At 63.5% G+C, this 1,705-nt stretch carries 3 protein-coding genes; 1 reads left to right on the top strand and 2 read right to left on the bottom strand.

Annotated features, from left to right (window positions below; genetic code table 11):
- The coding region (locus GTP90_RS35605; protein ID WP_161087918.1) for a response regulator at positions 1–413 on the bottom strand (413 nt) is incomplete at its 3' end.
- A 319-nt stretch (positions 414–732) separates the two neighbouring features.
- Between GTP90_RS35605 and GTP90_RS35610 the strand changes: the two genes are divergently transcribed.
- Positions 733–1,227, top strand: coding sequence for a winged helix-turn-helix transcriptional regulator (locus GTP90_RS35610; protein ID WP_117014348.1), 495 nt, complete (start codon positions 733–735; stop codon positions 1,225–1,227).
- 4 nt (positions 1,228–1,231) lie between these two features.
- Here the strand turns inward: GTP90_RS35610 and GTP90_RS35615 are convergent.
- Positions 1,232–1,705: anti-sigma factor family protein (locus GTP90_RS35615; RefSeq protein ID WP_161087919.1), on the bottom strand; the 474-nt coding region annotated here is incomplete at its 5' end.

The following is a 1,705-nucleotide window of genomic DNA, read 5'->3' on the forward strand; positions in this document are numbered from 1 at the left end:
GGCGCCGCGCGCTGCCGGCTGGCGCGGCGGGCCAGCTTCAGGTGGACCTGGATACGCGCCGCCAGCTCGCCTGGCGAAAACGGCTTGGCGACGAAATCCACGCCGCCGATCGACAGGCCCATGATGCGCTCCTCGTCGGCGTCGGCGCCGCTGAGGAATATGATGGGGATGTCCTCGGTGACGGGATTGGCCTTGAGCAGGCGGCAGGCGGTGTAGCCGTCCATGTTGGGCATGCGCACGTCGAGCAGGATCAGGTCGGGGTGCTGGGCCAGCGCCAGCTGGTAGCCTTGCAGGCCGTTGACCGCCACCGACACCTTGTATGGCAGCTCGCTCAGCAGATCGACCAGCATGCGCTGTTCGAACGCGGAGTCGTCCACGATCAAGATGCTCTGTTGTGTGTCGCTGGCAGTCATGGGCTCCCACCTTCGATACCGGGTTGATAACGTTTTATCACGCCTGTGAGTATTATGCCTATCTTTTAAAAATTTTTAATAGATTCGACCGCTGGCGGAACACCCCCATTGGTACTGGATTGGTGCGCCCGGCTTGCATGGCTGTTGCATATTTCTCCTATCCAGCAATTTTTTTTAATAGATTTCTACGCAATCAAAACTGTAGTCGCTTGTAGCAAAAGCGCATGTTTCTTGGATAGATAATAATGAATTCAGCCGTGACGCGAAGGCGGTCTTGCCCGCCCTGAAGTGCTAACCCTGGAACCGAGGAGTCAAAAAAATGAAACATACCGATTTTGGCCGTATGCCTTGCCCCATCGCCCGCAGCCTGGGAAAAGTGGGGGAGTGGTGGAGCATCCTGATCCTGCGCGACGCATTCTACGGCCTGTCGCGTTTCGACGAATTTGAAAAGAGCCTGAAGATCGCCCCCAATATGCTGACCCGCCGCCTGGCCGGCCTGGTCGAGGGCGGGCTGATGGAGCGCCGCCAGTACAGCGCCCGCCCGCCGCGTTATGAATACGTGCTGACCAAGGCCGGCCGTGCCTTCAAACCGGTGCTGCTGGCCTTCATCGCCTGGGGCAACGACCACCTGGCGCCCGAGGGAGCCAGCCTGCTGGTGGTCAGCCGCGAGACCGGCAAGCCGGCCGACCAGGTGCTGGTCGACGCCAACAGCGGCCTGGCCATCAACGACGAGGACTATATGTTCGCGCCCGGCCCCGCCGCCACCGACGTCATGCGCTCGCGCCTGATCGAGATCAGCAAGCACGCTTCGTAAGCGCTCACAGCGCCGGTTCCAGCTGGGCGTAGACGGCGCTGGCCAAGGTGGCCAGCGCCGCCTTGTCCAGGTTGCCGGACAGGGCGTAGCCGAAGCGCCCGTCTATCCAGTAAAACACCCCCACCTGTCCCTCCTGCGCGAAGCGGAAGCCGGTTTCCTGGTTGTGGGTCTGTTCGGTCGACACGTACAGCGTCAGGCGCGCGCCGGCGCCGTCGCGGTACATGAACTGCGCCACCGGCCCGCTCTGGCCGGGCAGCAGCCTGCCTCCCTCCAATGCATAGCCCAGCGACGCCAGTTGCGGCGGCTTCAATTGCGCTCCCAGCCGTTTCGACAGCCAGGCCACCAGGTGCGCCTGCTGGTCGGCGCCCACTTCGACCGGGTGGCGGATTTCCGGCGTGTAGACCACGTGCGCCAGCGCGGCGCGGCGCGGCAGCGCGGCCAGGCTGGCGTTGCCGCCCAGGGCGCCGTCGTCGCCGGC

This window comes from Duganella vulcania, from assembly GCF_009857655.1.
Classification (GTDB): Bacteria; Pseudomonadota; Gammaproteobacteria; order Burkholderiales; family Burkholderiaceae_D; genus Rugamonas; species Rugamonas vulcania.